20 protein-coding genes are annotated in these 25964 nt (G+C 38.0%); 3 read left to right on the top strand and 17 right to left on the bottom strand.

Translation table 11 applies throughout. The features are described from left to right. Nucleotides 1-27 precede the first annotated feature (27 nt). Entirely contained in the window at nt 28-1356 is a 1329-nt protein-coding gene (locus tag ACN5J7_RS00715) for a TlpA family protein disulfide reductase (protein WP_418602265.1), read from the top strand. A gap of 102 nt (nt 1357-1458) precedes the next feature. Here the strand turns inward: ACN5J7_RS00715 and ACN5J7_RS00720 are convergent, their stop codons facing one another. The 7 genes from ACN5J7_RS00720 to ACN5J7_RS00750 all read right to left on the bottom strand — a co-directional run bounded on the left by ACN5J7_RS00720 (nt 1459) and on the right by ACN5J7_RS00750 (nt 7813). Further along, nucleotides 1459-1818, bottom strand: a complete 360-nt coding sequence (locus ACN5J7_RS00720; protein ID WP_418602266.1) for a YraN family protein — start codon at nt 1816-1818, stop codon at nt 1459-1461. Between the two features lie 90 nt (nt 1819-1908). Beyond that, nucleotides 1909-3069, bottom strand: coding sequence for a metal ABC transporter permease (locus ACN5J7_RS00725; RefSeq protein ID WP_311936654.1), 1161 nt, complete (start codon nt 3067-3069; stop codon nt 1909-1911). After that, on the bottom strand, nt 3062-4183 hold the full coding sequence (locus ACN5J7_RS00730) for a metal ABC transporter permease (RefSeq protein WP_418602267.1): 1122 nt from the start codon (nt 4181-4183) through the stop codon (nt 3062-3064). The genes ACN5J7_RS00725 and ACN5J7_RS00730 overlap by 8 nt, the downstream gene beginning before the upstream one ends. A gap of 381 nt (nt 4184-4564) precedes the next feature. Beyond that, nucleotides 4565-5362: a metal ABC transporter ATP-binding protein gene (locus ACN5J7_RS00735; protein WP_418602268.1), complete on the bottom strand. Its 798-nt coding sequence runs from the start codon at nt 5360-5362 to the stop codon at nt 4565-4567. A 46-nt stretch (nt 5363-5408) separates the two neighbouring features. Continuing rightward, nucleotides 5409-6320, bottom strand: a complete 912-nt coding sequence (locus ACN5J7_RS00740) for a metal ABC transporter solute-binding protein, Zn/Mn family (RefSeq protein ID WP_418602269.1) — start codon at nt 6318-6320, stop codon at nt 5409-5411. 43 nt (nt 6321-6363) lie between these two features. Continuing rightward, nucleotides 6364-7167, bottom strand: a complete 804-nt coding sequence (locus ACN5J7_RS00745) for a transporter (RefSeq protein ID WP_418602270.1) — start codon at nt 7165-7167, stop codon at nt 6364-6366. Continuing rightward, a complete protein-coding gene (locus ACN5J7_RS00750; RefSeq protein ID WP_311936668.1) occupies nt 7154-7813 on the bottom strand; it encodes a metal-dependent transcriptional regulator in 660 nt (219 codons plus the stop codon). Before ACN5J7_RS00750 ends, ACN5J7_RS00745 begins: the two co-directional genes overlap by 14 nt. Before the next feature lie 121 nt (nt 7814-7934). Here ACN5J7_RS00750 and ACN5J7_RS00755 point away from each other — a divergent pair, with 121 nt between their 5' ends. After that, complete coding sequence (locus ACN5J7_RS00755) at nt 7935-9962, top strand: S9 family peptidase (RefSeq protein ID WP_418602271.1); 2028 nt, start codon at nt 7935-7937, stop codon at nt 9960-9962. A 1-nt stretch (nt 9963) separates the two neighbouring features. On the opposite strand, the gene ACN5J7_RS00760 is transcribed toward ACN5J7_RS00755, so the two are convergent. The 6 genes from ACN5J7_RS00760 to ACN5J7_RS00785 form a co-directional block, all read right to left on the bottom strand. Further along, a complete protein-coding gene (locus tag ACN5J7_RS00760; protein ID WP_311936672.1) occupies nt 9964-10104 on the bottom strand; it encodes a FeoB-associated Cys-rich membrane protein in 141 nt (46 codons plus the stop codon). A gap of 64 nt (nt 10105-10168) precedes the next feature. After that, nucleotides 10169-12268 (bottom strand): ferrous iron transport protein B, encoded by a 2100-nt coding sequence (gene feoB / locus ACN5J7_RS00765; protein ID WP_418602272.1) that lies wholly within the window; start codon nt 12266-12268, stop codon nt 10169-10171. After that, nucleotides 12261-12497 (bottom strand): FeoA family protein, encoded by a 237-nt coding sequence (locus tag ACN5J7_RS00770; RefSeq protein WP_311936677.1) that lies wholly within the window; start codon nt 12495-12497, stop codon nt 12261-12263. Before ACN5J7_RS00770 ends, feoB begins: the two co-directional genes overlap by 8 nt. Nucleotides 12498-12755: 258 nt before the next feature. After that, entirely contained in the window at nt 12756-13793 is a 1038-nt protein-coding gene (locus tag ACN5J7_RS00775; protein WP_418602273.1) for an aldo/keto reductase, read from the bottom strand. Between the two features lie 267 nt (nt 13794-14060). Next, complete coding sequence (locus ACN5J7_RS00780) at nt 14061-15020, bottom strand: OmpA family protein (RefSeq protein WP_418602274.1); 960 nt, start codon at nt 15018-15020, stop codon at nt 14061-14063. Nucleotides 15021-15052: 32 nt separating this feature from the next. Continuing rightward, nucleotides 15053-15814 (bottom strand): exodeoxyribonuclease III, encoded by a 762-nt coding sequence (locus ACN5J7_RS00785; protein ID WP_418602275.1) that lies wholly within the window; start codon nt 15812-15814, stop codon nt 15053-15055. Between the two features lie 121 nt (nt 15815-15935). Here ACN5J7_RS00785 and ACN5J7_RS00790 point away from each other — a divergent pair, with 121 nt between their 5' ends. After that, complete coding sequence (locus ACN5J7_RS00790; protein ID WP_418602276.1) at nt 15936-19358, top strand: hypothetical protein; 3423 nt, start codon at nt 15936-15938, stop codon at nt 19356-19358. 88 nt (nt 19359-19446) lie between these two features. On the opposite strand, the gene ACN5J7_RS00795 is transcribed toward ACN5J7_RS00790, so the two are convergent. The 4 genes from ACN5J7_RS00795 to ACN5J7_RS00810 all read right to left on the bottom strand — a co-directional run bounded on the left by ACN5J7_RS00795 (nt 19447) and on the right by ACN5J7_RS00810 (nt 25855). After that, nucleotides 19447-20187 carry a succinate dehydrogenase/fumarate reductase iron-sulfur subunit gene (locus tag ACN5J7_RS00795; protein WP_311936692.1) on the bottom strand — a complete coding sequence of 247 codons (741 nt, stop codon included), beginning with the start codon at nt 20185-20187 and terminating at the stop codon, nt 19447-19449. A 10-nt stretch (nt 20188-20197) separates the two neighbouring features. Further along, complete coding sequence (locus ACN5J7_RS00800; RefSeq protein ID WP_311936695.1) at nt 20198-22213, bottom strand: fumarate reductase/succinate dehydrogenase flavoprotein subunit; 2016 nt, start codon at nt 22211-22213, stop codon at nt 20198-20200. A gap of 2 nt (nt 22214-22215) precedes the next feature. Then, entirely contained in the window at nt 22216-22902 is a 687-nt protein-coding gene (locus ACN5J7_RS00805) for a succinate dehydrogenase cytochrome b subunit (RefSeq protein WP_418602277.1), read from the bottom strand. Nucleotides 22903-23011: 109 nt separating this feature from the next. Next, complete coding sequence (locus ACN5J7_RS00810) at nt 23012-25855, bottom strand: WD40/YVTN/BNR-like repeat-containing protein (protein WP_418602278.1); 2844 nt, start codon at nt 25853-25855, stop codon at nt 23012-23014. Between the last annotated feature and the right edge of the window lie 109 nt (nt 25856-25964).

The raw sequence follows: 25964 nt of genomic DNA on the forward strand, positions 1-25964 counted from the left end.
TGTTTTATTAAAATTAAATTATAACCCATGTTAAAACGAATTGTTGCTTTAGCAGTTTTACTGCCAAATGTATTTTTTGGGCAACACACCATTACAGGCACATTTACTCCCGCCGAAGATTACAATGTGGCATTGTTATATAAAGTAACGCCTACGGTTTCAGAATACGTCACAAATTCCGAAATTGAGGATGGAGTTTTTGAGTTTAAATTAGAGGCTACTGCAACAAAAGGCATGTACAGAATCGTTTATGCGATTCCGCAAGAAGATTATAATTTTGATGTAATCTACAACGGAAAAGAGGATATTGAACTCGCGTTTAATTCTGAAACAGGTGTCGAATTTAAATCCTCATCAGAAAATAAACTATTGGCATCCTATAAAAATAGTATGTCTATGATAACGCACAGTATTGGCAAGTTTTATAGAGAACAAAGCAAAGATACTTTGGCTTTAAAGTCTATTTTCAAGACCCAGCGCGAAGCACAATCTAATTTCGAATCGTTGGCCAAAGGCACCATAGCATTAGAGTTTATTAAAGCAAATACACCGTATATCCCCAAAACATTCGAAGATGTAAAAACCTATGTCGCTAATTTAAAAACACATTATTTTGACCATGTGGATTTTACCAACAAAACACTGCAAAGCTCCAATTTTTTTGATGAGCGCATGCTAAATTATGTGTTTGGGTTATCTTATGACGATGTGGATGAATTTACGAATTACATAAACAATATTGATGCTTTTTGCAATGCGATGAAAAACGCGCCAACCGAAACCAAAAGGGTTTTACTGGTAGATCTATGGCAACAAATGGTAGATTTAGGATACGAAAATGTAGCCAATTATATTTCTGAAACGCATTTAATTGATGTTGCCAAAACACTGAATGATGAAGACTTGGTTAAAGGATTGCGCTTGTTTAAGAACACCTCAATAGGAAGTAAAGCTCCGGATTTTTCATTTCAAATTGAAAAATCAGGTGTAAAAACCAACAAAAAATTAAGCGAAATAAGCACTGCCGAACGTTACATCATCGTATTTTGGAGCAGCTCGTGTTCACATTGTTTAGATGAAATCCCGCAATTACAGACCTTTGTGAAAACCCAAGAAGCGGGCAAATTGAAAGTTATTGCCATAGGTTTGGAAGACGAACCGCAGGCATGGAAAAACCTAATTGATAACTATCCGGAATTTATACATGTCTACGGTGAAGGCAAATGGGAAAATAAAATAGGTGATGCTTATGGCGTAACTGCCACACCAACTTATTTTATTTTAAACAAAGCCAAGGAAATTGTGGCAAAACCTGAAGACGTCGAGACCTTAAAAATGTTTTTTGAAGAAGAATAGTTTGCTAAAAGCTTATTATTCCTGCGAAGGTAGGAACCCATAACATTGCAATCAACTTAAAATTGATTCCTGCCTCCGCAGGAATGACAAAAAAATCGTCGATTAAAAATGATAAAAAGCATTTTTCAAATGCTCAATGGAATAGCTGTTTTTTTCTTTAACAATCGCGACAATATCAAAGCGCACTTCCACATCTAAATCGTTTACCGTAACATATTCGTCTACAGCTTTTACAAGTCGTTGAATTTGTTTTGGTTTTACAAAATCTTGCGGATTTCCAAAATCGGTCGTCGAGCGTGTTTTAACCTCAATAATGGCAAGAACATCTTTTTTTCGGGCAATAATATCAACCTCGGCCTTATCAAAACGGTAGTTGCGTTCAATAATGTCGTATCCGTTTTTCAACAGAAAATCGACTGCCAATTGTTCGCCTTTTTTACCGAGTTCGTTGTGTTGTGCCATGCTGCTAAAGTTAGTGTTTTTTATATTTTCAGTGTTTTCCAGCCTTTAATTAGTATTTTTATTTTAATTGCATCCTCAATATGAAAGACTTTACCCTCTAAACAAAAAGAAATCGTCTTTCATGTGTTCAATTTCGGCATCTTCATTGGTTATAATATAGTCGATGGCTTGCGAGGTAAAATCGTCGCCTTTTTCGGTTAGCGACACGATGTTGTTTTTAATTAAAATCATATTGTTTTTTAATGCTAATTCCAAAACGGTTTTAGAGCGTATTTTTTGCCAATTAATATGTTCGTTTAAATGATTGACATGACGCTCTTCCTCTTCGTTATGGTTTTTTAAATGCAGTAAAAAAGTCAATAAGGATACTTCTGTGCGCTGTTGCTTTTCCCTGTAAAGTACAGCAATAATACCTTTTCTTGGGGCAAATAAATACACGAATAAAAACAGCAAACCTAACATACTTGTTATGGAGCCGGCAATTGAGGCATCGAGCCAATGTGCAAACCAATATCCGGAAATAGCGCCAAAAACCCCAAATGTTATGGCCAATGCGAGCATTTTCTTTAAATCGGTTGTTAAAAGGTATGCGGTTGCAGCGGGTGCAATCATGAGGGCAACCACTAAAATAGCGCCAACGGCATCAAAAGCACCAACAGTGGTTACAGAGGAAACCGACATCAATCCGTAATGGATAATGGTTGGTGAAAAACCAAGTGAGGCCGCTAAACCTGCATCAAAAGTGCTTACTTTTAATTCCTTGAAAAAAGTAATTAATAATACTACGGTAACTATTAAAATACTGCCTATAATCCATAAAGATTTTGGGCCAACATCAACACCCGAAATAAGCAATCTATCAAATGGCGCAAAAGCCAATTCGCCCAATAAAACGGCATCGACATCCAAATGCACATCGTTGGCGTTTTTGGCAATCATAATTACCCCAATACTAAACAGTGCCGGAAACACCAAACCAATGGCGGTGTCTTCTTTTACTAAACCTGTTTTTTGAATATATTCCACTAAAATAACCGTAACAATTCCTGTTAAAGCAGCGAGCAAAATGAGCAAAGGCGAGTTGAGGTCTTGGGTAATGAAAAACCCGATAACAATACCTGGTAAAATGGAATGACTAATGGCATCGCTTATCATGGCCATTTTACGGAGCACTAAAAATGTGCCAGGAATAGCACAAGCCACAGCCACCAAACTCGCAATTAATTGTATTTCGATTTGAGCGCTATTCATCAGTTTGTTGATTGTATAAATTAGAAGCGGTTTTAAAGCCTTCTTCAGTTAAACTCCACATGCTTCCATCTAGTTTTACATAGTTTCTTTTCACTAATTTTTGAAGGCTTCCTTTGGTGTAGCCTTGAAAATTATTCAATATTTTAATGGCATGCGGATGCGAAATATTTTCGTGTGTTTCAGCTATATGATACATAAAAGCCAAGGTTTTATGAAGCTCTAAATCACGTCTGTTTTTTATAAATCGGATTTGTTTAAATAACAACCCGCGACTTGGGGAAAACACAAACGAAAACACCACAAAAACGGCAGCGACCAAAACAATGATCGGTCCCGTTGAAAGGTTGTTTTGACTCGCACTAATGGCGGTTCCGAAAACCCCTGAAAAGGCACCAAACACGGCAGCAAGAAAAATCATGGTGCTTAAACTGTTTGTCCATTGCCTAGCGGCGGCTGCGGGCGCTAATAACAAAGCGCTCATTAATACCACACCAACGGTCTGTAGGCCTAAAACAATGGCCAAAACAATAAAAGTGGTAATTAAAACATCAATAAACTTAGTGTTGAAACCCAATGTTTTTGTGTAATCGGCATCAAATAAAAGAATTTTAAATTCTTTCCAGAAAAGCAAAAGCACGATGAGGCAAATACCAGTTACGATGGTCATCATCCAAACATCACTTACCACTAAAGTAGCGGCTTGCCCGAATAAATATTTATCCAAACCCGCTTGATTGGCATTGGGTTGTTTTTGAATAAAGGTGAGAAGTAACATGCCAAATCCAAAGAATAAAGACAGTATTAAACCCAAAGCTGTATCAGATTTTAAATGGGTTTTGGTGATTATACCCCGAATCCAAAACGTTCCAATTAATCCACTTACTAAAGCACCTAAAATGAGTGTGTTGCTGTCTTTTGCGCCCGTAATAAAAAAAGCGATTGCAATGCCCGGTAACGCTGCGTGTGAAATAGCATCGCCTAAAAGGCTTTGTTTTCTGAGCACCGCGAAACTTCCAAGCATACCCGTTACTGCACCTAAAATGGCTGTTCCGAGTGTGATGGTTCGCAATGTGTAATCACTGAATACCAAAGAAAAATATTCTTGCAAATTCATTTTGTTATTCCTGCGAAGCAGAAACCTATTTTATTAATTTTTTTCTTTTTGAATCTATTTCTGTTCATTTTGTCTTGATACACTATTTAGTTTTTTTAGGAATGTCTAGCAGACATTTCAAACTAAATACAAAACCATAAAAATCATATTAATCTGAGGAAATTCTTGCGGAACATTCACTCTCGGAATTACGTGCTTGAAACTTCGTTTCGCATCTCCATTCCTTTGTTCATTATTTCTGCAGATTGACGATTCGGACGCTGTCCGAACTCGGGACTCTCACTTTTGCAATGTTTGTGTTTATTTCCTCCTTTATTGTTCCTTTTTGTTTTTACCATTTGAGTATGTACTGTAAACCGCGACTGCGACTGCCAACTTGTATTACTCCTGAATACTTACTTTGTAATTAATACCGTAGGTTTTAGTTAAATTATCGTCGTTAAAAATATCCTTAACCGGACCTGTTGCAATTTTTTTCACATTTAAAAAGGTTACCCAGTCAAAATATTCTGGAACGGTTTGTAAATCGTGATGTACCACGATAACAGTTTTTCCGGCTTTTCGCAGTGCTTTTAAAATATTGATAATGGCTATTTCGGTTGAGGCATCGACACCTTGAAAGGGTTCGTCCATAAAATAAATAGACGCATTTTGCACCAAGGCACGCGCCAAAAAAATACGCTGTTGTTGTCCGCCGGAAAGCTGGCTTATTTGTCGTCCTTTAAACGATAGCATGCCTACTTTTTCCAAAGCTTCAAGTGCTGCTTTTTTCTCTTTTTGCCGCGGACGTTTTATCCAGCCCAAACTGCCGTAGGTTCCCATCATCACAACATCTAAGGCGGTTGTTGGGAAATCCCAGTCTACACTTCCTTTTTGGGGTACGTAAGCAACTAATTTGCGTTGCGCGTTATATGGTTTTCCATATATGCTAACGCTACCGGCAATCGGTTTTAAAATGCCTAATATGGCTTTTATTAAGGTTGATTTTCCTGCGCCATTTGGCCCTACAATAGCCATAAGTACGCCTTCTGGGATTTCCAAATCAATATCCCAAAGCACCGGTTTGTAGTTGTATGCAACCGTTAAATCGTCTACTTGTACTGCTATTACTCCTGCGGAGGCAGGAGTCTTATTAATAGAATTACTGTCTCTTATATTTTTCTTTGTTTTTTTTTCCATTTAAGATTCAACTATTTTTTTGTTGGGATTCCTGCTTTCGCAGGAATTATTTTAAAGCATTCACAATTGTATTCACATTATATTCGAACATACCAATATAAGTGCCTTCAACCGTTCCCGCATTTCCCAGGGCATCAGAATATAAAGTCCCGCCAATTTCTACGTTATGCCCTTTTGAGTTTACTGCAGCTTGTAAGGCTTCAATCGTGCGTTTTGGCACAGAGCTCTCAACAAAAATAGCTTTTACATTTTTATTTATAATGAATGCTGCTAATTTTTGAACATCTTGAACTCCAGCCTCGGTTGCTGTTGATAAACCCTGTAATCCAACCACCTCGAAACCATAGCTTTTCCCGAAATAATTAAAAGCGTCGTGTGCCGTAACCAATATTCTTTTTTCTTTTGGAAGGGTTTCAATGATGCTTTTAATGGTGCTCTGAAGCGTATCTAATTTTGCTAAATATTGCTTTTTGTTTTCGGAATAGTAGACTGAATTTTTTGGATCTTTTGCAGATAATACCGCAGCTACTTTACTAGCAAATTGCTTGAAGTATGCGATATTAAACCAAACGTGTGGGTCGTAGTTCGATGCGAAATAATCAGAACCAATTAAGGTGCTTTTATCAATGTCTTCGGCCAAAGCAATAGGTGTTTTTGTTTGGCTTTCCATTTTTTCAAATACTTCAACCAATTTCCCTTCTAAATGCAATCCGTTGTAAAAAATAATATCGGCATTAACCAATTTTGATACATCGCCTTCGCTTGCTTTATAGAGGTGCGGATCGACACCGCTTCCCATTAAACCCTGTACATTAACCAGGTCGCCACCAATGTTTTTAACCAAATCGGTAATCATGGTTGTTGTGGTAACTATGTTTGGTTTGCCGTTTTCTTGTTTGTTGTTTTTACAGTTGAAAAAAGCTAGTGTTATTGCAATGATTAATATTGTTTTCTTCATGGTTGTTTTTTATACCTACAAGGTTTTGAAAACCTTGCAGGATTTAATTATTGGTTTTTGGTATTCTGAAACTTATCCCAGCACTTATTAATATATCTTGTCCTTTAGTGATACTAGAGCCAACGGTGGCATCTAATTGTACATTGTTGTTTATTAAATAAGTTAAGCCTGCATCCCATAAATGATTGGCTTTGCTGTTTTCTGGCAAGTCGCCGTACAATTCCGTGTAAGCGCCCAAACGATTTGTAATACTTTGTCCGAAGGCAATAGTGTAAACATATGAAGCCTCGGGTGAATCGTTACCCCATGCTGCACCGAGATTATAAGACAAACTGCTGTTTTCGCTGAGTGTATGCGCAAACGCCAGCCTAAAATCCACACCCGTTGTTTCTGGCTTATAATCTGTACTTGCGGTAAAGGGCAAATACAAATGACCCAATAAACCTATTTCCGGAAAGCATCCGTTTTCTTTGGCTATGCTCGTTTTTACGCCTAATAATAAGGGGTTAAATCCGCTTGATACGTTGTTTAAAGTGTTTCCGTTTACCTTGGTTTTGCCTTCAACAAAATCCCAACCTAAACGCAATTCCAGGTTATCCAACAGCCCATATCGCAATAAAGTTGAATTAAACGTAAAATCTTCGGTCTTAATATTGTTGGTTTTAAACGACTCGTAAAACGCTCCCGTTTCTACTTGCAAAAAGTTTTTGGGCACTACACTGGGCGACTCAGTTTGATCGGGTCTGTCCGTAATTAATGGCTCAAGTTCTTTTTTTTCTTGAGACCATAAAAAAGTGGAAGCAAAAAATGTTAAGCCTAAAAATATGTTGCTGTTAGTTGGTTTCATTAACATAAATAATATTTGTAAAATCTTGGTTTAAAATAATGGTGTTGTTGTTAATTAGAATTTGAGTCATTTTGTTTTTTGAAAATTGTTTGGTAACCACAATGGTGTTTCCGTATTTCAAACCGTTTAACGCACAAAAGTCAAAGAATTCTTTGTCGTCGCTCATCAATCTGGAAATGGTGTACGTCTTGCCTTCTTGGGTGTTTGCAAGGGCTACCGAGGTGTCTTTAGTCGTAATTTCGCCTTGGGCATTTGGAATGGGGTCGCCATGCGGATCGAACTTAGGGTTGCCTAAATATTCACTTATTTTATTGGCTAAAAAATCGGAGGTTTGATGCTCTAATAATTCAGATTCCCTATGGATTTCGTGCAACGACATATCGAACATTCTAAATAATAAAGACTCCCAAAGCCGATGTTTACGCACCACATTAAGTGCCATTTTTGTGCCTTTTTCTGTGAGCTTTAACTCTTGGTATTTCTCGTAATGAAGGATATCTTTAGTCGCTAATTTCTTAGCCATATCGGTAGCGGCAGCATTAGATATACCCAGTTTTTTGGCGATGTTTCCAGGTTTGGTATCATCACTATCATTCTTTTCGTTTTTGTAAATGGCCTTTACAAAATTTTCAATAGCTGTAGACATTTATTGCTTGGTTAATTAAAAATTTAAGTAAGCTTAAATAATTTTCAAATATAACTAAAAAAATTAATTCTCAAACCAAACACTATAATTATTAACTTTAAACTTTTAAAAAGAAATATTTATGAATCGTGTTATTGTTTTTCTGGTTTCAGTCGTTTTTGTCAATGCCGTTTGTGGTCAAATTAAAAAAGAACTGTTTCAGCCTTTGGATGTTTTTGAGTTGGAGTGGGCCTCAGATCCTCAAATTTCACCGGATGGAACACAAATTGTTTACAAAAGAAATGGGTTTGATATCATGAAGGATGCCGCCAAAGGCAATCTTTGGATTATAAATACGGATGGCACGTTTCATAGAAAACTAACCGCTAGAGAAGTTAACGAATCGCAAGCAAGTTGGTCGCCAACCGGTGATAGAATTGCATTTTCGAGTTCCACGGAAGAAGGTTCGGAATTATACATGTATTGGGTCAGTTCCGGTAACATAGCAAAACTGTCTCAGTTAGAACATTCTCCGGGGTCGTTAACTTGGTCGCCCGATGGCAAGCAACTTGCATTTACCATGTTTGTTTCTCAAAAAGCACCGGTAGTAATAAAAATGCCCACCAAACCAAAAGGGGCAACTTGGGCAAAACCAGCTAGAATAACAGATAGATTGAAACACGAAGCAGACGGAAAAGGGTATATGGAACCGGGGTTTACGCACATTTTTACAATCCCCGCTGAAGGTGGAACTGCAAGGCAAATCACTTCGGGAAATTATAACCATAGTGGCAATTTTTCATTTTCACCCAACGGCAAAACCATTTATTTTTCCGCCAATAGAAGTGATAATTGGGAGTATGAATTTAGGAACAGCGAAGTTTATAAAGTTAATATTGATACCAAAAGCATAACGGCACTTACTTCCCAAAACGGACCGGACTTTTCGCCAAAGGTTTCTCCAGACGGAAAAACCATTGCTTTTTTGTCCTATGAAGATAAAGTGCAAGCTTTTCAAACGATGCAATTAAATATTATGAATGCCGATGGTAGCAATCGGCGTATTATATCTTCAAATCTAGACCGTAGCGTATCCAATATTTCTTGGGATAACTCGGGTAAAGGTTTGTATTTCACTTACGATGATAAAGGAAATTCTAAAATTGCCCATATGACTACTTTGGGAAGAGTTACAAAACTCGCCGATAATATGGGCGGCACAACTATTGGTCGTCCTTATGCTTCTGGCTCATATTCGGTTTCTGATAATGGCACTATTGTTTTTACTGAATCCACCCCGGATTATCCTGCGGAATTGGCTGTTATTCAAAATAAAAAATCAGCAAAAAAATTAACAAATTTGAATGCCGATGTTTTAGATTATAGGCAATTAGGACAGACCGAAGAAGTTTGGTATAAATCTTCCTTCGATGGTCGAGATATTCAAGGTTGGATTGTAAAACCGCCTTTTTATGATGCTACGAAAACATATCCTTTGTTGGTTGAAAATCACGGTGGCCCCATTCTAAATTATGGCGATCGGTTTACCGCAGAAATTCAATTATATGCCGCCGAAGGTTATGTGGTTTTTTACCCGAATCCTCGCGGAAGTACAAGTTATGGTGAGGAATTTGCAAACTTGTTGTACAATAATTACCCCGGTGAAGATTATAACGATGTTATGGATGGTGTTGATTATTTGGTTGAAAAAGGCATCGTTGATAATCAAAAACTTTTTGTTACTGGCGGAAGTGCAGGCGGTATTATGACCACGTGGATTATTGGCAAAAACAACCGTTTTAAAGCCGCTGTGGTTGCAAAACCCGTTATAAATTGGATTAGTAAAACCTTGGTTGCCGATAATTACTATGGTTATGCGAACTCGCGTTATCCGGGGCAACCTTGGGAAAATTTTGAAACCTATTGGAAGTTTTCACCCATATCGTTGGTTGGCAATATTGAAACGCCTACTATGGTTATGGTTGGTATGGACGATTTGCGTACGCCACCAAGTGAAGCCAAACAATTGTATCACGCTTTAAAGCTGCGAAAAATTGAAACGGTTTTAGTTGAAATTCCCGGGGCATCTCACGGTATTGCCAACAAACCAAGTAACTTAATTAGCAAAGTGGCGCACACTTTGGCATGGTTTGAAAAGTATAATAAATAGTTTAATGACAACCACAGCCATCAGTACCACCGCAAGCTTTGGCTGTTTTCTTTTTTGGTTTCCAAACAAACTTTAACACTAAAAACCTAATCGCAAAAGCGAGTACCGTAAAAGCTAGTATGTTTTGTATGATGGTATTCATATTTTATTTTGTCGTAAATATTTTAGTTTCATTTCATACGATTCCTGCTTTTGTAGGAACGGAATTATTTTAAAACTTGAAAAGCAATTAGGGCAACTACATAAGCAAAAGCACTCATGATAATAAGTTGCCACATGGGCCATTTCCAGCTGTTCGTTTCTTTTTTAACAATGGCTAGCGTGCTCATACATTGCATGGCGAAAGCATAAAACAACAATAGCGAAATGCCCGATGCAAAATTAAACAACGGCCCACCTAAAATGGGGTTAACCTCTCCCGCCATTCGGTTTTTAATGGTTTCTTCTTCATCACTTCCAACGCTATAAATAGTTGCCAACGTACCCACAAACACCTCACGAGCCGCAAAACTACTTACAATGGCAATGCCAATTTTCCAGTCGTAACCCAATGGGCGTATTGCAGGTTCTATGGCTCTTCCTGTTATACCAATAAACGAATGTTCTAATTTATACGATGCGATGTGTTGATGCAATTCATCTTCACTTAAATTTTGTGACGCATACTCCGCTTTTACAATATTTTCAGCATTATTAAAATCTTCTCCGGGGCCATAAGAGGCCAGAAACCAAAGCACAATAGAAATGGCAAGAATAATTTTACCGGCACCAAACACGAAAGCTTTGGTTTTTTCAACAACCGTTAAAGCTACATTTTTAATTAGCGGGAGCTTGTAATTTGGCATTTCAACCACAAAAAACGATTTACTTTTTATTTTTAAGATTTTATTTAAAATATAGGCCGAAACTACGGCAGTTCCAAAACCAATAAGGTACAACAACATTAATGTTAAGGCTTGAAAGCTTAAACCTAAAAATCGACCATCGGGAATTACCAACGCAATAATAATTAGGTATACGGGAAGTCGAGCTGAACAGGTTGTAAACGGCGTTACTAAAATGGTTATTAAGCGTTCTTTCCAACTTTCAATATTACGGGTGGCCATAATAGCAGGAATGGCACAGGCTGTACCCGAAATTAATGGCACGACGCTTTTTCCGCTTAAACCAAAACGACGCATAACACGGTCCATTAAAAACACCACACGACTCATATAGCCACTTTCTTCAAGCACGGCAATAAACAGAAATAAAAAGGCGATTTGCGGAATAAATATAACGATGCCGCCTAGGCCGGGAATAATTCCATCAGCTAATAAATTGGTAAAAGCCCCGCTAGGCAATTTATCATTAGTCCACTCGCTAAGGGATGCAAAAACACTATCAATAAAATCCATGGGTACGCTAGACCAATCGTAAATGGCTTGGAAAATAGTGAGTAAAATGATAAAGAAAATTACATAGCCCCAAACTTTGTGGGTTAAAACCCTATCTAGTTTTGCGCGCAAATCTTTAGCTTGAGACGCATCAATGGTTTGTCCTTTTTTAAGGACGTTGTTAATAAACTGATAACGCTTAATGGTTTCTCTTTGCTGTAATCGTTTTAATTCGCTTTCACTTTTTGTTTTAAAACCGGCAATGGCATCAATTTCCTTTCTGTCCGTTTTTCCAAAATTCACATCCTGTGTAATAACCAACCATAGTTTGTACAATAATTGGTTTGGAAAGGCCTTTTTTAGGTTGTCGAAATATTCTGCGTCAATTTCTGAAGCATCAATACATGGGTTTACGGAAAGCTCTTTATAATTGGCAATTAAATCTTTTAAATGGTCAACGCCTTGATTTTTTCTAGTACTTACCAAAGCAATTTTGGTTTCTAAATGTTTTTCCAAATAGGGGATATCTAAAGAAATACCTTTGTAATTCATGCGGTCTGCCATATTAATAACAAGTACCGTTGGAATTTCTAAATCTTTAATTTGGGTGAACAGTAAGAGGTTTCTTTTAAGGTTTTCCACATCGCTAACAACCACGGCAATGTCAGGAAAATCTTTATCGTTTTTATTTAGCAGAAGCTCAATGACAACATTTTCGTCAAGTGATGATGCGTTTAAACTATAGGTTCCGGGCAAATCTATAATATGGGCTTTTACACCACGCGGTAATTTACATATACCTTCTTTTTTTTCAACGGTAATGCCCGGGTAGTTGCCAACTTTTTGGTTTAATCCGGTAAGAGCATTAAAAACCGAGGTCTTACCAGTGTTTGGATTACCTATTAAAGCTACATTTATTTGCTTACTCATTTGCTATTTTTTCTATTAAAATATGAATAGCCGTTTCTCTTCTAATCGCTAAATGCGTACCGTTTATGTTTAAATACATAGGGTCTGCAAAAGGAGCTACCTGTAATAGCTGTACAGGGTTCCCTGGCAAGCACCCCATTTCCAAAAGTTTTAAAGGGATATGAATGGACGAAACATCAGTGATTATGCCTCGTTCTCCGCGTTTTAAATTTGCTATTGTGTCTTGCAAGCTTATTTAGATTGATTTTAAAGAAGCAAAAATAAGGTAAAGTTTAGAGGTTTAAAAGTTTTGGTGTGTAAATAATTATTTGAGCGCTGTTTCAGCCTGTCTGCTGCGCTCAGGGTTTGTGTTTTGCCTTTAGGAAGTCACTATTTTTATGTATTTGAAAAACAACACACTAAAAGTTGCATCAAACCCAGTTTTTAAGGTACGACGTTTAGGCTTCTTTATCTTTTTTTGATACAAAAAAACAATCCTTATATAAGCTTAAGGCGCCGGATTGGGAATGGCATCATGCACTTCGTTTATTTGTGACAGAATCTCATCACTTAAAACCACATTAATGCTATCGATATTTTCCTTGAGTTGCTCTACATTGGTAGCGCCTATAATATTGCTGGTTACAAAAGGTTGTTGGGTCACAAAAGCTAAACTCATTTGGGCTAAACTCATGTTGTTGTCTTCTGCAATTTTTAGGTATTTTTTTGTAGCCTCTGTAGCTTGCGGATTCGTATATCGTCCAAATCTTGGAAACAGTTTTAATCGCGCATTATCTGCTGCCGTTCCTTTTATATATTTCCCCGAGAGCACGCCAAATGCCATGGGTGAATAAGCCAATAAACCAATGTTTTCACGGATGGAAACCTCGGCCAAATCGCCTTCAAAGGTTCTGTTTAATAAGGAATACGGGTTTTGAATGGTTGCCATTCTTGGTAAATTGTGCGCTTTGGATTCTTCTAAATAACGCATGGTTCCCCAGGCTTTTTCGTTTGAAATGCCTATGTGCCGAATTTTACCCGATTTAATGATACCATCGAAAGTATGCAGGATTTCGTTAAAATTATCTTTCCATTCGTTTTCCGAATTGTGTTTATAATCCCGAACTCCAAAGTAATTGGTATCGCGTTCGGGCCAGTGCAACTGATATAAGTCAATATATTCGGTCTGCAAACGCTTCAAGCTATTATTTACGGCCTCTTTGAGGGCTTCGGGCGCAAAACCATTGGTACGAATATGTGCCGTGTAATCGCCATTCCCGGCTATTTTTGAGGCTAAAACCACTTTGTCGCGGTGGCCTGTTTTTGCAAACCAATTACCAATAATGGTTTCGGTAGTGCCATAGGTTTCCGGACTTGAGGGAACGGCATACATTTCGGCGGTATCCCAAAAGTTTACACCGTGCTCCAAGGCATAGTCCATTTGGGCGAAACCATCGTTTTGGTTGTTTTGGTTTCCCCAGGTCATGGTGCCCAAGCATATTTTACTGATTTTTATTTTGGTGTTTGGTAGTGTTGTGTATTTCATAAATAATGCATTTGATAGTCCCGAGAATCCCGATGGTTATCGGGACGGAATTTTTTTAATTTAAAAGTTTATTGTGGATGCCCGCATGCGCAGGAATAACAAATCGATCGTATTTTAATTAAGATGTAAAGATAAAAAACCTTTAAAAGCTATTAGGGCTTTTAAAGGTTTTTTATGCGTTAGGGATTGCAGTGGAAATCCTTTTTGTGAGGCACGAGCAAAAAGATTGGGAACGAAAAGCCCGACCTGAAAGGGAACGCCCAAATACTAATGTTCATTTAGCAATTTAGAAAGCTCATCTAACTTTGGTGTTAGAATAACTTCAATCCGTCTGTTTTTTGCTTTGCCTTCGGGTGTATCGTTTGATGCAATTGGCGCAAATTCACCTCGACCGGCAGCGGTTAAATTTTCTGCATTTATAGACGGGTTTTCTCTAAGAATATTTACGATGGCCGTGGCGCGTTTGGTTGACAAATCCCAGTTACCGCTTAAGTTACCGCTGCCTTGATAGGGTGCATTATCGGTGTGGCCTTCTATTAAAACGGCGATGTCTGGATTAACGCCCAAAACACTGCCTAATTGCTGAACGGCTCTACGACCTTCGGTGCCTACGGCCCAACTTCCTGAGCCGAATAACAACTTGTTTTCCATGGATACGTATACTTTTCCGTCGCGTTGCTCAACGGTTAATCCTTTGCCTTCAAAATCGGTTAAAGCTCTTGAAATGGCATTTTTCAAGGCGGTCATGGCGGCATCTTTTGAGGCGATTACACTTTCTAATTCCGCCACGCGGTCTGAGCGTTCTTGCAGCTCTTTTTTAAGTTTTGCCAAACGTGCGTTTTCGGTTGCCAACGCTTGTTCCTTGGCTTCCAATTGGGCTAATAATTCTCTGTTTTTTTTGGAGTTTTCGGCAATTGAAGCTGAACTGTTTTTCTCTAAAGCATCATAAGAGGCTTTTAAATTATCTAAATTGGATTTTGTGGCATTGTAATCGGCTTGTAGTTTATCGCGTTCTGCAACAGCTTCATTATAGGCCGCTGTGAGTTGTTTCAGTTCATTTTCAGCTGTGTTTTTTGCGTTTAAAAGAGCATCGTTTTCATCTGAAAGTTTTCTGTTTTCCTGTTTTAAATTGGCATACTTGCCTTCTAATTCTTTATATACTTTAGGCGATACGCAAGAAGCTACCAACACTAAGGTTAATACTGCTAATGGAATTTTTTTAATCATGATTATGGGTTAAATTTATTGTTCGTTAAATATTAAATTTCAATTTCTAATAAAATGGGGCAATGGTCGCTGTGTACGGCATCAGAGAGTATAACGGCTCTTTTGATGTTTTCTTGTAACGGAAGTGAAACCATAGCGTAATCTAATCGCCAACCTTTATTATTGGCACGGGCATTGGCGCGGTAACTCCACCAGCTATATTGCTGTAATTCGGGGTTTAAAAAACGGAAGGAATCAATAAATCCGCTGTCTATAAAGTCGCCAATCCATTCGCGTTCTACGGGTAAAAATCCCGAAACGCCTTTCATTTTAGGGTTGTGGATGTCTATTTCTTCATGGCAAATATTGTAATCGCCACAAATTACCAGATTCGGAATGTCTTTTTTCAGCGTATTTATATAGTCTTGAAACATGTCCATATATTCCAATTTATGGTTTAACCGTGCGTCATTTGTGCCCGATGGCAAATACAAGCTCATTACAGAAACCCCATTAAAATCGGCACGAAGGTTGCGGCCTTCAAAATCCATGGACTCAATTCCTGTGCCGTATTCCACATGATTAGGTTTTATTTTGCTTAAAATAGCTACGCCGCTATAGCCTTTTTTTTGTGCACTAAACCAATAGTTGTATTTGTAACCAGCATCTTCAAACAAACTTAAATCCAACTGCTCTTTCATCGCTTTAATTTCTTGCAGGCAAATCACATCGGGATTAGCGCTTTTTAACCAATCAATAAGGCCTTTGTTAATGGCGGCGCGAATACCGTTTACGTTATAGGATATAATTTTCATCAACTTAATAAGAATTTCAGCTAAAATAAATAATGCGTTACATTTACACTATTAAATCTAGCAGGAGTTTTAACGAAGCTATTAACAAAATATTTTAAGCGTATTGCAGTTTAAGTATCTGATGAAGTTTTTTACATGCATTTTTATTATTTTGATTGGTGTTTGCGGGTTTTCCCAAGACCAAAATTCTAATTACAAAACTAAAAAAGTTGCTGTAAACGATACCATTAGAATTGATAGCGTAAGTATTAATCCCCATTCGTTTTCAATTAAAAGGAAGGATAGCTCTGTAATCGATTCCACATATTACAGTGTCGATTTTGCCAAAGCACTTTTAACGTTTAAAAAGCCGATTGAAACCGATTCCATCATTATAAATTATTTAAAATTCCCGGATTTTTTAACCAAAACCTATAAACAGTTAGACGAAAACATAATTGTTGAAAACAACAGTAATGCCCAAACTCTATACAAATTATCCCAACCCAACGCGAACAAAAATTTTATTCCTTTTGATGGCCTAACAACATCCGGGAGTATTTCGAGGGGCGTGACTATTGGCAACAATCAAAATTCGGTGTTAAATAGCGAATTGGATTTACAAATTACAGGAAAATTAAACGATAAAGTGTCGTTGCGAGCATCCATCCAAGACGCTAATATTCCGCTACAAGAAAGTGGTTATTCGCAGCGTTTGGATGAGTTCGATCAAGTGTTTATCGAACTATTTAGCGATAATTGGAACATTCGCGCGGGCGATATCGATTTGGTAAATACCGATTCTTACTTTGCAAGTTTTTCAAAGCGTGTTCAAGGATTAAATATCCATGCGAAATTGGGCAACGACGATGCACAAACCAACCTTTTTGCCGCTGGTGCTTTTGTACGTGGGCAATTTACAAGAAGCGAATTTAAAGCACAAGAAGGCAACCAAGGCCCGTATAAATTGCAAGGGCAAAATGGCGAATTGTTTGTGCTTATTGTATCGGGTAGCGAAACGGTTTACGTAAATGGCGTTGCCGCAAAACGTGGTGAAAACGAAGATTATATTATCGATTATAACGCGGGCGAAATCATTTTTAACTCCACATTTCCCATCACTTCCGAAATGCGCATTACGGTAGATTATCAAGTAAGCGAACGCAATTATTCGCGTTTGGTGGCTTTTGGTGGCGGCCGTTTTGAAAGTGATAAACTCAAACTTGGTGTTTCGGTGTATTCTGAAAATGATGCAAAAAATCAGCCGTTACAACAAAATTTATCGACCGAACAAGTTCAAATTCTTGCAAATGCCGGTGACGATAGAGCACAAATGGTAGCACCGTCTGAGGTTTTAGAGGCTTTAAACGAGAATAGAATTCTTTATAAAAAGGAACTTATTGGAGGAAATGAAGCCTTTGTGTTTTCAAACAATCCGGACGACGAACTGTATCGGGTTACCTTTACGCAAGTTGGCCAAAATCAAGGCGATTATATTTTAAGCAGTGTGAATGCCATCAATAATATTTATGAATATGTGGGTATTAATCAAGGGGATTACGCGCCCATTATTCAATTGGTTGCGCCCACAAAACTTCAAATTGCAGTGGTTAACGGAAGCTATAATCCCACCGAAAAAACGGCCATTCATTTTGAAGCTGCCGGTAGTAAAAACGATTTAAACCTTTTTTCCAATTTGAATGATGAAGACAATGACGGATTTGCCGGCAAACTAAAGATTACCCAAAACATCATTAAAAAAGATAGTCTTTGGAATTTAAACGCTTTTATTGATGGCGATTATATTCAAAAAAACTTTAAAACCATTGAACGTTTGTACAATGCTGAATTTTCGCGTGATTGGAATATTGAAAACCCTTTGGGCAATCAGCAATTTACAAAAACAGGTCTGCAGCTCATTCACCCTAAAAAGGGCATTGTAAATTATCAGTTTGAGCATTTGGAATTCTCTGAAAATTTTAACGGAAACCGGCATGTTGCCAACATCAATGTATTCCTTAATAAATTCAACATTCATTCTAATTCCAGTTTTTTAAAGGCGCAGTCGGATAAGAGTTCATCAACATTTTTAAGGTCGTACAACAGCATAACTTACGGTATGCAAAGCAGTTGGATTGGTACTAAATTGGCGATTGAAAATAATGAACAAAAAGATAATGCCACACAAATTTTAACGCCTTTAAGCCAGAAATTCAAATCGTACGAACTGTTTTTTGGCGTTGGCGATAGCACTGCGGTTTTTGCAGAATTTGGATATAAAAATAGGGTTAACGACAGCATCCGAAACAACGCATTGCAAAAGGTTAATACATCCAATACCTTTTATTTAGACTCAAAACTTATTCAAAACAGCAACACCAATTTGTCGCTTTTCACCAATTATAGAACACTTAAAAACGAAAACGACACGATTGCCACTTCGACTCCGCTCAGCGCAGGCGACGAGCAATCTATAAACTCCAGATTGCAGTTCAACCAAAAACTTTTTAAACAAATCATTTTATGGAATACTGTTTTTGAAACCAATTCGGGCACGTTGCCGCAACAAGATTTTACTTATGTGGAAGTTGAACCCGGACAAGGCAATTACACGTGGATTGATTACAACGCCAATGGCATTCAGGAATTGGAAGAGTTTGAATTGGCGCAATTTCAAGATCAAGGAAAATACATTCGGGTTTTGTTGCCCAATCGTATTTATTTAAAAACACATCAAAATAGATTGAGCCAAACACTGACTATTAATCCGTCGCAGTGGTCGGTTAGCGAGAATAGGTCTAGAAAATTTTGGTCGCATTTTTACAATCAAACCAGTTATTTAATCGACAGAAAAATTAAAAGGGAAGGGCATGGTTTTAACCTAAATCCTTTTGAAAACGATGCGGAAAACCAATTGGGTTTACAGTTAAACTTTAGAAACGTGTTGTTTTTTAATCGCGGAAAACAGCGTTACACTACATCGTACACGTATTTATCCAATCAATCCAGAAATATTTTATCCATCGGTTTTATTGAAAATAGCCTGAAAAGCCATCAGTTTAATTTTAATCATAAAATTGAAGAAAGTTGGTTGCTGTCCTTTCAAACGGCTTTTGATAAAAATGAAAGCCTCAGCGAAAATTTTACAAGTAAAAATTACAATTTTGATGAAACGCTTTTCAACCCAAAGATTTCTTATTTGTTTAATGATAATTCGCGCTTCGATATCTTTTACCAGCACACTAAAAAAGAAAATACCATTGGTGGTTTTGAAACTTTAAAGCAACAAAAATACGGAGTTTCGTTTGCATTTTCAAATAAAGAAAATCATGCGATAAGTGGTGAGTTTAATTATTTTTCGAATGCGTTTAATGGCAATGCGAATACACCCGTTTCGTATCAAATGTTAGAAGGTTTGCAACCCGGAAAAAACTTTACATGGAGTTTGTTGGCACAAAAGAAACTGACCGACTTTTTGGATTTAAACCTAAATTATTTTGGCAGGAAAACGGAAACCAGTAAAACCATCCACACGGGAACCATTCAATTAAAAGCTTACTTTTAAGCCATAAAAAAACTCCTAAAAAAGAATATTTTAAGAGTTTTTTGTTTATTATAATGTGATACTGAATCAAGTTCAGTATGACAAAACACTAAATATTAGCCTTCATCAGCTCTCTATTCATACGCGCAATATTGTCTAACGAGATGCCTTTAGGGCATTCAATTTCACAAGCTCCAGTATTGGTACAATTTCCAAAACCTTCCAAATCCATTTGCTCCACCATGTTTTTAACACGATCGGCAGCTTCAACTTGGCCTTGAGGCAGTAAAGCGTACTGAGACACCTTGGCGCCAACAAATAACATGGCACTTGAATTTTTACAAGTAGCTACACAAGCACCACAGCCAATACAGGCCGCAGCATCCATGGCTTCATCGGCAGCGTGTTTTGAAATAGGAAGCGAGTTTGCGTCTTGGGTGTTCCCAGATGTATTTACAGAAATATAACCACCCGCTTGTTGGATGCGCTCAAAAGCTGTTCGATCCACAACCAAATCTTTTAGCACAGGAAATGCTGCAGCTCTAAAGGGCTCGATAGTAATGGTATCGCCATCTTTAAAGGAACGCATGTGCAGTTGGCATGTGGTTATGCCTCGGTCTGGGCCATGCGGTTCTCCGTTTATGTACATGGAGCACGTACCGCAAATGCCTTCACGACAATCGTGATCGAATGCTATGGGTTCTTCGCCAGAGTTTACTAACTGCTCGTTCAAAACATCCATCATTTCTAAAAAAGACATGTGCTCTGAAATATCAGCAACTTTATAATCGACCATTTGACCCTTTGCATTTGAGTCTTTTTGTCTCCAAATTTTAAGTGTTAAATTCATAATGTCAATCTTATTTGTATGAACGTTGTTTAAGTTCAATATCTTTAAATTCTAATTCTTCTTTATGTAAAACGGCATTGGCCGGATCGCCTTTATATTCCCAAGCGGCTACAAATGCAAAGTTTTCATCATCGCGTTTGGCTTCGCCTTTTTGTGGTCCGGATTCTTCGGCAGATTCTTCCCTAAAATGCCCGCCGCAAGATTCATTACGCATTAAAGCATCTTTAGCAAACAGCTCGCCTAATTCTAAGAAATCGGCAACACGACCTGCTTTTTCAAGTTCAGGATTCATTTCGTTTGCTGTTCCGGGAACATAAACATCTTTCCAAAACTCCTCTCTAATGGCTTTAATTTCTACCATGGCTTCTTTTAAACCTTCAGCATTTCTGGACATACCTGCCTTATTCCACATCACATTTCCTAGTTTTTTATGGAAATAATCAACAGATTTTGTGCCTTTGTTATTCACAAAGAAATTAATTCTATCACTAACTTCTTTTTCGGCTTCTTCAAACTCTTTAGTGTCCGTTGAAATTTTTCCGGTACGGATATCGTCCGCTAAATAATCACCAATGGTGTATGGTAATACGAAATAACCATCGGCTAAACCTTGCATTAATGCCGATGCTCCAAGACGATTTGCGCCGTGGTCTGAGAAATTAGCCTCACCAATACAGTAACACCCGGGAATGGTAGTCATTAAATTGTAATCTACCCAAATACCACCCATAGTGTAATGTACCGCTGGGTAAATCATCATAGGCGTTTTGTAAGGGTCTTCAGCTATGATTTTCTCATACATTTGAAATAAGTTACCGTATTTCGCCTCAATGATACCTTCACCTAATGCTGTTATTTTTTCTTTTGAAGGATTGGAAATATTATGAATTTTAGCCTGTTCTTTTCCGTAGCGTTCAATAGCCGAAGCAAAATCCAAATACACGGCTTCACCTGTTGCATTTACACCATAACCGGCATCGCAACGTTCTTTTGCGGCACGTGATGCGACATCACGAGGTACTAAGTTTCCATAGGCTGGATAACGACGCTCTAAGTAATAATCGCGTTCGTCTTCCGATAAATCGGTTGGTTTTTTTCGGCCTTCGCGTATGGCCATCACATCGTCCATGTTTTTTGGTACCCAAATACGGCCATCGTTACGTAACGACTCGGACATTAATGTTAATTTAGACTGGTAATCACCCGAACGCGGAATACATGTTGGATGAATTTGTGTATAGCAAGGGTTTGCGAAATACGCTCCTTTTTTATGAATTTTCCAAGCTGCCGTGGCGTTTGAGCCCATAGCGTTGGTCGATAGGAAATATACATTACCGTAGCCACCCGAACCCACAACAACAGCGTGAGCGGAGTGTCTTTCAATTTCACCGGTAATCAAATTACGGGCAATAATACCTCGCGCTTTTCCGTCAACAATAACAACGTCGAGCATTTCGTGGCGGTTAAACATTTCAATTTTACCACGGGCTATTTGTCGGTTCATTGCAGAATAACAACCCAACAATAATTGCTGACCTGTTTGTCCTTTGGCATAAAACGTTCGTGATACTAAAACACCACCAAACGAGCGGTTATCTAATAACCCGCCATAATCACGAGCAAAGGGTACGCCCTGGGCAACGCATTGGTCGATAATGTTTCCAGACACTTCGGCTAAACGATAAACATTGGCTTCACGCGAACGGTAATCGCCACCTTTTACGGTGTCATAAAACAATCTGTAAGTTGAATCGCCATCACCTTGATAATTCTTAGCGGCATTTATTCCGCCTTGAGCGGCAATAGAGTGCGCACGTCGAGGAGAATCTTGATAAGCAAACGCTTTTACGTTATAGCCTAATTCGGCCAAGGTTGCTGCTGCCGAACCACCGGCTAAACCCGTGCCAACAACAATAATATCGATATGACGTTTATTGGCTGGATTTACTAAATCGATATGATTTTTATAATCTGTCCATTTATCTTGTAATGGACCTTTTGGTATTTTTGAATCTAGTGTTGCCATATCTATGATAATACGTATTTAAGGTGATGATAAAGTGCTATAAAGATAAATCCTAGCGGAATTAAAATTGAGTAGGCCTTACCTATATTTTGAAGCGTTTTTTTACGCCAAACCGTTGAGCCCATAGATTGAAATGCCGATGTAAAACCGTGCAATAAGTGAAGCATTAAAAACACAAAGGCAATAACATAAGCTATGGTTCTTATATGGCTATGAAATTTATGCGTTAGTTCTTCGTGATAACGAAGGCCTTCCACTCCTTGCATTGTTCCAGACCAGTCGCCTTGTATAAATTTGGTGTTAATCTCTGGGAACCAAAAATCGATAAAATGCAAAACAACAAAAGCTAAAATGGCAACGCCACTCCAAATCATGTTTCTACTCATCCACGAAGAATTTGCAGCACCGTTATTTCTAGCGTAAGCAATGCCTTGGGCTTTTTTATTATTAATTTCCAATACAAACCCCATTACAAAATGAAATACCACGCCAAAAATTAAAATGGGTTGCATTACAAATTGAATCAACCAATTGGTTCCCATAAAATGAGAGACCTCATTGAAAAGATCTGCACTAAAAACAGATAAAATATTAATTGCAAAATGTTGAAGTAAAAAAAACATTAAGAAAAAAGCCGAAAGTGCCATAGCTACTTTTCTTCCAATCGAAGATTTAAAAAATCCGCTCATTATTTTTAAAGTTAGTTTATAGTTTTACAAAGGTAGTTATGGATGGAGTTATAGACAAATAACAAATGTCATGTTTTTACTATTTAGAATGGTTTTAATCTGTAACCCTTTATTTTATTGAAATAATAGTTTTTTCAGACCCTAATTGAACCCCGTATTTTCCCTTTGGTAAGTAATATTTTCCATTTTCGGCTTTGTTTATTTTAATACTTGTATTTTCTTTCATTAGCATTTTTTTAGCTTTTTCAGAAATGGTTAAATCGTATTCTGTAACATTAAATCCTTTATCTGCTTTTATATTTATTTGATGCAATTCAGACTGGTTTTCAGAAAAGATTTTAATGGTTTGATCACCTGTACTATTGGCATAAAATTTAATGCCGATTGATGGTTCAAAAACATTGGACCATGCGCTATAGGCACTTCCCCAACGTATGGAGTGTTTAATATCGTCAACATCAAAAAGCACTATAGGTTGGTTTATCTTAGATGCATCCACGGTTTGAAAGTGTGCAATATTGGTTTTGTAGATACCTCTCCCGTGGGTGCCTAAAAGCAAATCGTTGGCATCTGGTTGCACCACAATATCGTGCACGGCAACAGCTGGCAATCCCTTGCTAAAAGCCTCCCAGTTTTCACCATTATTAAAGGTTACGTAAGCGCCATTATCGGTGCCCAAATATAAAATATGCTCGTTTTTAGGGTCTTCTTTAATCACGTTTACTGGTGAAAGTGGAATGTTTGAACCGATGTCTTTCCATGTTTTTCCATAATCATCGCTGCTGTAAACATACACCGAAAAGTCGTCCCAACGGTAGCCGTTTAAAGTCACGTAAACACGCTCTTTTTTATGTTGCGATGCTATAATGCGCGACACCCATAAATCTTTTGGCAGGTTGTTTGAAATATGCTCCCAACTTCCACCTCCGTTTTTTGTGACGTGAATTAAGCCGTCGTCGCTTCCGGTGTAAATCAATCCGAACTGAAAAGGCGATTCGCTAATGCTTGTTAAGGTTCCATAGGCAACATTTCCAGGCTTTCCGCCGTTGGTCAAATCGTTGCTAATGGCCGTCCAATCATCACCTTGATTCATGGAGCGCATTAATTTATTGCCGCCCAAATACAAAATATCTTGATTGTGCGGCGATAATAAAATAGGGGTTTGCCAATTAAAACGATAGGGTTTTTCGCCTAATTTATGCTTCGGTTGAATGTATTTTTGCTCGCCAGTTTTTCTATTGATTCTAAAATAATTCCCGAATTGATAGCCTGTGTAAACCACATTGGAGTTTCTGTTATCTATTTGAATGTGCATACCGTCGCCGCCCATAAGTCTTTGCCACGGGTGTTTGCCTTCTTGCTGCCACTGTTTGTCCATTTTGGCATTATGGGTACCAACCCAAACACCGTTATCTTGCAAACCACCGTATACGTTATATGGTGTTTCGTGATCAATATTTATAGCATAAAATTGCCCAACGGATGTTACATTTAGCTTCTCCCAACTTTCGCCATCATCGTAACTAATGTTTAATCCACCATCGTTTCCATCAATTAAATGCCCTTGTTTGTTAGGGTTTACCCAAAGCGCTTGATGATCTACATGCACGTTTTCTTTGTTAATGGATGTAAATGTTTTACCGCCATCCTTAGACTTTAAAATGGGCACGCCCATAATATAAATGCCGTCTTTGTCTTGCGGATCCACGCGTATTTCTCCAAAATAATACCCGTAACTATAATACAAATCGTCTATATAGTTTTCGTGTGTTTTTAGCCATGTTTTTCCACCGTCGGTACTTTTGTACACCTCGGCGCCAATTACTGGCGTATCGAAAAGGAGTGAATTGGCGTCTTCAAGATATTTAGCCAAATCAATAGGCTTTACGCTACCGCTTCTTACCAATTGTTTTACGTTTTCGGCTCGGTATTTTTCTTGAAATCCATTGGTTTTTAAAAATTCGTTAAGCTTTTTGTCTTCAATATTTAATAAGGTTGTAACGGTCATGGTTTTAAAATCTTCTTTGGTCAAACCGTTTTTTTTGTCGTTTTTACTTTCTGAAGCCCTTCTGAATTGACTGTCGTGCAAGGCGTAAATAATGTTTTCGTTAAACACTGCCAAACCAATTCTGCCAACGCCATCGCCCGTAGGGAACCCACTTTCTGAAGTCGATATTTTAACCCAAGAATTGCCGGCGTCGGTACTTTTATAAATTGCGGATTGGTTGCCACTCCCATTAAAATTCCACGCTTTTCTATCTTTTGTCCACGAGGAGGCAAACATGATATTGTAGTTGTTTGGCGCGTGCTGCACATCAATAATGCCGCTTACATCGTCAACAAATAGTTTTTGTTCCCAAGTTTTACCGCCATCGGTGGTTTTGTAAATGCCTCGCTCCTTATTTGGAGAATATAAATGCCCCGTAACAGCTACTACAACCTCATCGGCGTTATAAGGGTTAATAAGAATCCTGCCAATGTGATGCGAATCAGGTAGCCCAACATGCACCCAGGTTTTGCCGTTATCAGAAGATTTTAAAATACCGATTCCCGCATAACTGGAGCGCGATGCGTTATTTTCTCCGGTGCCAGCCCATATGGTTTTGGTTTTCCAATCTACGGCAATATCGCCAACATTTTGAGTGTTTGACGTATCTAAAATTGGCTCAAAGGTAGAACCGTTATTGGTTGTATGCCATACACCGCCCGAAGCGTAGCCTACATAAAACTCTGTTGGGTTTTCGGGGTTTACATCTAAATCCACAACCCTGCCACTCATAATGGTTGGTCCAATATTTTCAAAATACACATTTTTAACCAATGAATTTTGAGTTGAGGTTTGCTTTTGCTGAATGGCCTTTTCTAAAACTCTTGATGGTGTTGATGGCTGTTGACTAAAGCCAAAATAGAAACATAAAATGAAGCAAAAAGTAAGCTTTTTTATAATGCGCATGTTGATTGGTTTTTATGGTTATGAAAATTAACTATTCTAATTGTAGTGGCAAAATTTAACTGTTTTTATTTACATTCTATTGAAAACTTCTGATGGGTTGGAATAAAAA

This window comes from Hwangdonia sp. (assembly GCF_048381975.1).
GTDB classification, from domain to species: domain Bacteria; phylum Bacteroidota; class Bacteroidia; order Flavobacteriales; family Flavobacteriaceae; genus Hwangdonia; species Hwangdonia seohaensis.

What these genes read in the sequence shown, in the direction of transcription:
- feoB (WP_418602272.1), bottom strand. Translation starts at nt 12,268, where the DNA reads ATGAGTAAGCAAATAAATGTAGCTTTAATAGGTAATCCAAACACTGGT.
- ACN5J7_RS00785 (WP_418602275.1), bottom strand. Translation starts at nt 15,814, where the DNA reads ATGAAAATTATATCCTATAACGTAAACGGTATTCGCGCCGCCATTAAC.
- ACN5J7_RS00735 (WP_418602268.1), bottom strand. Translation starts at nt 5,362, where the DNA reads ATGGAAAAAAAAACAAAGAAAAATATAAGAGACAGTAATTCTATTAAT.
- ACN5J7_RS00775 (WP_418602273.1), bottom strand. Translation starts at nt 13,793, where the DNA reads ATGAAATACACAACACTACCAAACACCAAAATAAAAATCAGTAAAATA.
- ACN5J7_RS00790 (WP_418602276.1), top strand. Translation starts at nt 15,936, where the DNA reads ATGAAGTTTTTTACATGCATTTTTATTATTTTGATTGGTGTTTGCGGG.
- ACN5J7_RS00755 (WP_418602271.1), top strand. Translation starts at nt 7,935, where the DNA reads ATGAATCGTGTTATTGTTTTTCTGGTTTCAGTCGTTTTTGTCAATGCC.
- ACN5J7_RS00805 (WP_418602277.1), bottom strand. Translation starts at nt 22,902, where the DNA reads ATGAGCGGATTTTTTAAATCTTCGATTGGAAGAAAAGTAGCTATGGCA.
- ACN5J7_RS00715 (WP_418602265.1), top strand. Translation starts at nt 28, where the DNA reads ATGTTAAAACGAATTGTTGCTTTAGCAGTTTTACTGCCAAATGTATTT.
- ACN5J7_RS00730 (WP_418602267.1), bottom strand. Translation starts at nt 4,183, where the DNA reads ATGAATTTGCAAGAATATTTTTCTTTGGTATTCAGTGATTACACATTG.
- ACN5J7_RS00810 (WP_418602278.1), bottom strand. Translation starts at nt 25,855, where the DNA reads ATGCGCATTATAAAAAAGCTTACTTTTTGCTTCATTTTATGTTTCTAT.
- ACN5J7_RS00725 (WP_311936654.1), bottom strand. Translation starts at nt 3,069, where the DNA reads ATGAATAGCGCTCAAATCGAAATACAATTAATTGCGAGTTTGGTGGCT.
- ACN5J7_RS00750 (WP_311936668.1), bottom strand. Translation starts at nt 7,813, where the DNA reads ATGTCTACAGCTATTGAAAATTTTGTAAAGGCCATTTACAAAAACGAA.
- ACN5J7_RS00745 (WP_418602270.1), bottom strand. Translation starts at nt 7,167, where the DNA reads ATGAAACCAACTAACAGCAACATATTTTTAGGCTTAACATTTTTTGCT.
- ACN5J7_RS00720 (WP_418602266.1), bottom strand. Translation starts at nt 1,818, where the DNA reads ATGGCACAACACAACGAACTCGGTAAAAAAGGCGAACAATTGGCAGTC.
- ACN5J7_RS00800 (WP_311936695.1), bottom strand. Translation starts at nt 22,213, where the DNA reads ATGGCAACACTAGATTCAAAAATACCAAAAGGTCCATTACAAGATAAA.
- ACN5J7_RS00760 (WP_311936672.1), bottom strand. Translation starts at nt 10,104, where the DNA reads ATGAATACCATCATACAAAACATACTAGCTTTTACGGTACTCGCTTTT.
- ACN5J7_RS00740 (WP_418602269.1), bottom strand. Translation starts at nt 6,320, where the DNA reads ATGAAGAAAACAATATTAATCATTGCAATAACACTAGCTTTTTTCAAC.
- ACN5J7_RS00795 (WP_311936692.1), bottom strand. Translation starts at nt 20,187, where the DNA reads ATGAATTTAACACTTAAAATTTGGAGACAAAAAGACTCAAATGCAAAG.
- ACN5J7_RS00780 (WP_418602274.1), bottom strand. Translation starts at nt 15,020, where the DNA reads ATGATTAAAAAAATTCCATTAGCAGTATTAACCTTAGTGTTGGTAGCT.